Origin of the sequence: Pseudoalteromonas sp. APC 3355 (assembly GCF_030407615.1) — a bacterium.
Taxonomy (GTDB): Bacteria; Pseudomonadota; Gammaproteobacteria; order Enterobacterales; family Alteromonadaceae; genus Pseudoalteromonas; species Pseudoalteromonas distincta.
The window spans coordinates 39,779-46,764 of the sequence record NZ_JASDDB010000022.1 but is presented as its reverse complement, the minus strand read 5'-3'; the positions used below and the strand labels follow the sequence as shown (position 1 = coordinate 46,764).

Annotated in this window: 5 protein-coding genes and 1 tRNA gene; all 6 read left to right on the top strand. The window is 39.9% G+C overall.

Annotated features, from left to right (window positions below):
* Positions 1–77 (top strand) — tRNA-Arg (locus QMA08_RS19675).
* Between the two features lie 588 nt (positions 78–665).
* Positions 666–1,841 (top strand): DUF1343 domain-containing protein, encoded by a 1,176-nt coding sequence (locus QMA08_RS19670; protein ID WP_290175298.1) that lies wholly within the window; start codon positions 666–668, stop codon positions 1,839–1,841.
* 9 nt (positions 1,842–1,850) lie between these two features.
* Positions 1,851–3,509: a penicillin binding protein PBP4B gene (pbp4b, locus tag QMA08_RS19665; RefSeq protein ID WP_290175297.1), complete on the top strand. Its 1,659-nt coding sequence runs from the start codon at positions 1,851–1,853 to the stop codon at positions 3,507–3,509.
* 191 nt (positions 3,510–3,700) lie between these two features.
* Entirely contained in the window at positions 3,701–5,077 is a 1,377-nt protein-coding gene (locus tag QMA08_RS19660; RefSeq protein WP_154903628.1) for a Na+/H+ antiporter NhaC family protein, read from the top strand.
* Between the two features lie 75 nt (positions 5,078–5,152).
* Positions 5,153–6,019 carry a hypothetical protein gene (locus tag QMA08_RS19655; protein ID WP_290175296.1) on the top strand — a complete coding sequence of 289 codons (867 nt, stop codon included), beginning with the start codon at positions 5,153–5,155 and terminating at the stop codon, positions 6,017–6,019.
* A 198-nt stretch (positions 6,020–6,217) separates the two neighbouring features.
* Positions 6,218–6,925 (top strand): hypothetical protein, encoded by a 708-nt coding sequence (locus QMA08_RS19650; RefSeq protein ID WP_278383123.1) that lies wholly within the window; start codon positions 6,218–6,220, stop codon positions 6,923–6,925.
* Positions 6,926–6,986: the final 61 nt, after the last annotated feature.

The following is a 6,986-nucleotide window of genomic DNA, read 5'->3' as shown; positions in this document are numbered from 1 at the left end:
GGGTGCATAGCTCAGCTGGATAGAGTACTCGGCTACGAACCGAGCGGTCGGAGGTTCGAATCCTCCTGCGCCCACCACTTTCATAAACAAGCCGACATTAAGTCGGTTTTTTTGCGCCTAAAATAAAGTGAAATGTAAGCTACCACTCCTGTAGCCGCAGAGCTTGCTCGCGTGAGAAGCGCCAGCTTCTATTCCCCCCTCAAAAATATAATTTATAAGATTTTATTTGTTGGCAACGCCAGAAATAAGTAATTTATTCACAAAGAGGTTAAGAGGCGCTGCGCTTTTAGAGGTAGTAATAAAGCTAAACTAATAAACCCGGGCTTATGTCTTCTCATTTACTTCTCTTTCGCTACTCTTTGTATAATAGATCTTTAAGTGGTTCATTGACCAAGAAATTAAATAACTAGAAGCGTTTAGCTCTAAGAAGGTTAAATACGGTCTTTAAGCTTAAAATGAGAGGTGGTATTTTCAAGTAAAACTAGCTCTAATCTTTAAATCTAAACTTCGAGTTTATTTATCCGTTGTAGACGCAGAGCTTGCTCGCGTGAGAAGCGCCAGCTTCTAATCAGTTATCTACTCAAGCCCACTTAACCCTTTTCTAAAGCTGCTCTTTATTATTACCTATGTTATTTTAAACGCCTTGTTTAAAAGGATATTGCAGTATGTTTAAAACCCTATTTATTACTTTATTTTTTATTTTTAGCACCATTTTTATTGCAAGCGTGCAAGCTAACGAAGTTAATAACTCACTTATGGTAGGTGCGCAGCAATATGCTAAATATTTACCACAGTTAAAAAATAAACGCGTAGGGCTCGTGGTTAATCAAACATCAATGGTAGGGCAAACTCACTTAGTAGATGCGCTGCTGACTAAAAACATAAACATAACTAAAATTTTTGCACCTGAGCATGGCTTTCGTGGCGATCACGATGCGGGCGCCCATGTGAAAAATGCCGTTGATAGTAAAACAGGTATTCCGCTTATTTCTATTTACGGTAAAAATAAAAAACCAAGCCAAGCTGCTTTAGCCGATGTTGATGTGATTATTTTTGATATTCAAGATGTGGGAGTGCGTTTTTATACCTACATAAGTTCAATGCACTACATGATGGAAGCCGCTGCAGAGCAGGGGATAGAATTTTTGGTGCTCGACAGGCCTAATCCAAATATTGCCTACGTTGATGGGCCAATATTAGAGCCAGAATTTAAATCGTTTGTAGGCATGCACCCAATTCCTGTTTTACACGGCATGACCGTTGGCGAACTTGCCAAAATGATCAAGGGCGAGGGCTGGATCAATAAAGCGGCCGATTTAAAATTAACGGTGATCCCTGTTGATCATTACACTCGCAAAAGTACTTACAGCTTGCCTGTAAAACCCAGCCCTAACTTACCTAACGATCAAGCCATTGCGCTTTACCCATCACTTTGCTTTTTTGAAGCAACGCCTATTAGCATTGGTAGAGGCACCGACTTTGCATTTCAAGTAATTGGCTATTCGCCAGTAGCATTAGGTGATTTTAATTTTACACCGCGCGCAATTAAAGGCGCTGCTTTAAACCCTAAATTTAAAAACCAAACCGTGCAAGGGCTCGATTTAAGACAAGCAAATATTTCAGGTTTAAATTTAACTTACTTAATAAATGCGTACACGGAGCTTACTAAAAATAACATCTCGTTTTTTGAGCGCGCTGACTTTATGGATAAGCTAGCGGGTACTAATAAATTGCGCTTAGCTATTGAAGCAGGGCAATCAGAAGCGCAAATAAAACAAAGCTGGCAGGCGGGGCTTGAGCAATTTAAAGCGCAAAGAGCGCCTTACTTGTTATATAAATAAGGGCTAAGCATGTTTATTGCTGTAAAAAATCAAAGGTGTGGTTATATCGAACAAGCATTTATAGCGGCATTGAGCTTTATTATTGTGGGTTGTAGTACACCACCTGAGCCTATTAGCTCGGTGCTACCACTTACAAAAAGCCAGCTTGTAGAGCTGCCTAATGCACAAGTGGTTGTAACGTTTCCTGAGGTAAATCCAAGTAGCCGGTTTTATGTAAATAACCGAGGCACGTTTAAAGCTTACAAAGGGCGCGGGCAATTATTAATACAAAACCATAACGCACAAAGCGCCGATATTTACATTAATAATAAAAAGCTCGACGTTAACCAACTAAGCGCCAACACCTTATATAATTACAGTTTGGCAAAAAATACTCACAACGGTGTTAATACCTTTAAAGTTGAAAATATTCTCCCTGCTGGCGCAAGTTTAACGCTGCGTTTTGCATTTCCTACTTTAAGCGATGAACCAAAAAAGCATATAGATTTTACTGAAGTAGACGCATTAATTGAACGCGATGTAAAAGCAGGTTTTCCTGGGGCTGTGTTGGCCGTTGTTAAAAATGGCGAGCTAATAAAATTAACCGCCTATGGCGATGCAAAGCAATACCAGCAAAGTGATTTAATGTTACTACGCCCAGAGCCCATGCAAACTAATACCTTGTTTGATCTTGCCTCAAACACCAAAATATTTGCCACAAACTTTGCACTTATGAAATTAGTAAGCGAAGGGTTATTAAATATTAATAAACCCGTACAAAGCTACCTAAGCGAATATAAAGGTGAAGGGCGAGCAAAGCGCACAGTAAAAGACTTACTCACACACAGCGCCGGATACCCGCCAGTATTTGACTTTCATCGTAAAGATGGCAGCTATGGTGACGCGTTTTATTCGCAAAACAGTAAAACCACCAAACAGCTATTACTTACCAGCGTACCTTTTAGTAGTAAATTATCTGGGCAGCATGTTTACTCAGATATTGATTACATGATTTTAGGCGTACTCATTGAGCGCATAACTGGGCAGCCCCTTGACGAATACCTAGAGCAGCAAGTGTACGCGCCACTAAAATTAACTAACACGTTATTTAATCCACTTAAAAAAGGCTTTAAGCCACAGCAATTTGCAGCCACTGAGCTTAGCGGCAACACACGAGACGGGCGCATTAAGTTTGATAATGTTCGCACCGGAGTTTTACAAGGCCAAGTGCATGACGAGCGCGCTTACTACTCACTTGATGGCGTAGCAGGGCATGCGGGGCTATTTAGTAACGCTCACGACTTAGCCGTGCTTTGCCAGCTATTATTAAATAATGGTGGCTACGGCGACCAACAATTATTTAGTGCAAGCGCTTTAGCCCAATTTTTAACGCCGCAATCAAGCGATGAAACCTACGGGCTTGGTTTTAGGCTTGCCGGTAACAACCAAGCAAGGCGTTGGCACTTTGGCCCTTATGCAAGCGCGCAGGCTTATGGCCACACAGGTTGGACAGGTACAGTGACCGTAATTGACCCCGCTTACGACTTGGCTATTGTTTTACTTACCAATGCTCGCCATAGTGCAATTAAAGGCTCGCTAAAACGTTACGAATTTACAGGTAAACAATTTGAAACCGCGCAGTATGGATCGGTAGTGTCGCTTATTTATGAAGCGCTACTAAATCAATAAGCTATCGTATAGGTTAAAACGTGCTAACAGCATTACTCTAAGTGATTTATTTACAGGTGACTTGAGTAAGCCAATCCATTAAGCTAAGCGGTTTACAAATCTAAGCCAGTTTATGCTGCTAGGCTTAACAAATAAGCGATAAAACGCGTACAAAGCGAGAGTGGCTCGCTAATAATTAAGGTTAACTTTTTATGCATTGGTATTCTATTTTACCGCCGCTAATTGCGATTGCTATCGTGTTTTGGCGCAAAGAAGTGATTATGGCGCTACTTGTTGCTGTTGCTTCTTCTGAGTTTTTACTTGCCTTTCAGGGCGAAGGTAATAGCTTGTTTGACACTTTTTTAAATACCATTGAACGTATTATTTCGGTTGCCAGCTCGCCAGGTAATACACGCATATTAATATTTAGTATTTTAATTGGTGCACTGCTCGCCTACATTCGCGAATCAGGCGGCGTTGCAGCAACGGTTAATATGTTAATGAACAAAGGTATTGCAAAAAGTAAGCGCCAAGTGGGCTTTTTAACCATGTTTACCGGCATTGCGGTGTTTATAGAATCTAACTTGAGCGTACTTACCTCAGGGATTTTATCGCGTGGCTTATTCGACAAATTTAAAATGAGCCGAGCGCGTCTAGCGTACATTATTGATAGCACCAGTGCGCCAGTGTGTATTTTAATACTACTCAATGGCTGGGGTGCGTTTGTACTTGGTTTGTTAGGTAACTACGAGCTAGGTGAGTCGGCTGTATCGGTGTTGTGGGGCAGCGTTGGGTATAACTTTTACGCCATAATTACCCTTGCCATTGTTTTTTATACCATCGCGTTTGATAAAGTGCATGGCCCAATGAAAGAAGCCGAAGAAAAACTAGAGCTTCAAACAACTGACTTAAAAGAAGAAGTAAAAGGCTCTAAAGCGCGTTACATGTTAATCCCGCTTATTACGCTTATTACCAGCATGGTTGGCTTTATGTATTACACCGGAAATGGTGTACTAGCCGAGGGCAGCGGTTCTAAATCAGTATTATATGCAACGGTTTTAGCCATTGTTGTCGCTTACTTTTTAATGATTGGCTCACGTAAATTTACCCATCATCAATTAGTTGATACCGGTTTTAAAGGTATGGGCGAATTAATGCCACTGGTCGCCATTGTACTGCTTTCGCTTACACTTGGCGCAAGCTTAAAAGAATTGGGTACTGGCGTATTTGTAGCGTCGCTTGTTGGCGACTACCTACCTATTTACTTAATCGTACCGGTGCTGTTTTTAACCGGCGCAGTTATGTCGTTTACTACGGGTACATCGTGGGGCACGTTTGCCATATTAATCCCAATTGGCGTGCCACTTATTCAAGCGCTAGGTTTACCACCGTCGCTTGTGGTAGGTGCTATTTTGGGTGGTGGTATATTTGGCGATCACTGCTCGCCTATATCCGACACCAGCGCTGTATCGGCTATTGCATCGGGGTGTGACTTACTCACCCACGTTAAAACGCAGCTACCGTATGCCTTATTTGGTGGCGGCCTTACGTTTATAGCGTACTTAATAACAAGCATTATTGTGTTATAAAAACGTGTTATAAAAATGCCTTGAAAGCCTGCAAATATGCAGGCTTTTTTAGGGCACAAAACAAAGATTGTTTAAATGAAAAATAAAGCTTTTGTCTTTTTTAGTTTTTTATTGTTTTTGAACGCATGCTCTTACCAAGAAAGTGCAGCAGAACAAGCTAATAGGTTAGCAAAAACATACCAGATCGATATTAAGGCTGGTGATACCCGTTTATTTTTTCCTGAACAGTTTTTAGGAAGTGAAGGCAAACAATCCACGCTTGAAATGAAAAGTACTGCTTTAGAAGATTCTTCAGACTCACTTGATGGCATTGAAACTGCACTGGAGGTTTATCCTGAAGGCTTTGTTTCCAAATTTATTAATGCTATTTATATTTCAGGACCTATGCTCATGGAGGGGGCTGAAGCGGGGGGAACATATTCAAGAAACTCTATAATATTATCAAATATCTCAGATAAGAACGGTACTAACTTCAATTATGAAAATTCGTTACGGGGAGTTCATCACGAGCTTAGTTCTTTGATTTATTTACGCTCCCCTTTTGTTAATCTTGCATGGCAAGGTCTGTTGCCTGAAAGTTGGAGTCCTGTTTCCTCGAATTATGAGGCTTTAACGCAAAATAGAAGTATAGGGCCTGATTATGAAAATGGATTTTTATCTACCTACGGTAAAACTAATATTGAGAACGACTTTAATATTTTCGCCGAATTTGCTTTTTCTGAGCCTGAAAAGCTACGAGACCTTGCAGCTAAGTATCCAACTATAGCTAAAAAGCTGAGTTTATTTATTACTGCATATAAGCAGGTTCTTCCTGAATATCAGCAGGGCTTCGAAGAGTATTTCACTAATACGGGTTTAAGCGATATTGCTATAAAACCTGATAATGTAGAGATTACAATCCACAATGATTTTAGTAATATTAAGCCTCAAATAATTCACTAAGTAAACTTAGTAAAGGGCTTATGTTTATATAGTCATGGTTCATACTTAAGATATTCCTCTGTTAAAGAAGCATAAATCGAATACTCTGAAGCAGCTTTTTATGTACCTTAAATCATTGTAATAATAACTTGTCAGGATTTCTCTACGTAACTTTAAATGATATGATTTCACCAATTAAATAATAAATAAGGACATTTTATGGATATTATGATTGGTCAGCAAGCTCTTAAAAAGAAAAATCAGCTAACTCAGTTATCAGAGCGAGCAATCGGTCGAGACTTCAAAGAGCAAGCAGCATTAGCAATACAAATGACTCAATGCAGTGCAGCTGTTTATAGAAGGTTACAGCGCACTTACAAATCAACTGTAACGCCACGAGATGAAAAAAGAGTTAAAGCCGGAGGCTTAAGTACACAATCAGTTACTTTTTCAACGAGTAATAGTAGCCAAAAATCTTTTAATAGCTTACTTCCTGCAATGCGAGGAAAAGTTTCACCCACAAACACTTCAAAAACGTCAAATGATGTTGCAGTTGCTTCTAATCAGCCACAAGCAGTTAGCTTATTAGCTTTGTTACACCCAGTTATAAGCGGCGACATAATGAAAACGGGTAATGCTGTTGAAAAAACAGCGACTATATTAGGGTTAGTAACAACGACAGTTGGTTTTGTAGTTCCTGCCGGTGGAGCCGTATCATCAATTGTTAGTTGGGTAGGAAGTGGTGCTACGTATTCAGGTTTCTCAATGTCAAGAATTCGTCCTGATGCCCCAGACCGCGCTTATCACCAACTAACAAATTATATTTCATGGTTAGCTGCTTGGAATAAAAAAGCCTGTGAACTAATTGATATAGCAGATCCAAACGGACAATGGACGTTTCGAGATATTGAGCACGGATTTTCATAAGAATTAGGATTATTAATAATAGTTTTAAATATTTCGTATATCTTGTCATTGCTTAAATACT

Excerpts from the sequence above, each read along its gene's own strand:
- QMA08_RS19670 (WP_290175298.1), top strand. The coding sequence starts at position 666 with ATGTTTAAAACCCTATTTATTACTTTATTTTTTATTTTTAGCACCATT.
- pbp4b (WP_290175297.1), top strand. The coding sequence starts at position 1,851 with ATGTTTATTGCTGTAAAAAATCAAAGGTGTGGTTATATCGAACAAGCA.
- QMA08_RS19660 (WP_154903628.1), top strand. The coding sequence starts at position 3,701 with ATGCATTGGTATTCTATTTTACCGCCGCTAATTGCGATTGCTATCGTG.
- QMA08_RS19655 (WP_290175296.1), top strand. The coding sequence starts at position 5,153 with ATGAAAAATAAAGCTTTTGTCTTTTTTAGTTTTTTATTGTTTTTGAAC.
- QMA08_RS19650 (WP_278383123.1), top strand. The coding sequence starts at position 6,218 with ATGGATATTATGATTGGTCAGCAAGCTCTTAAAAAGAAAAATCAGCTA.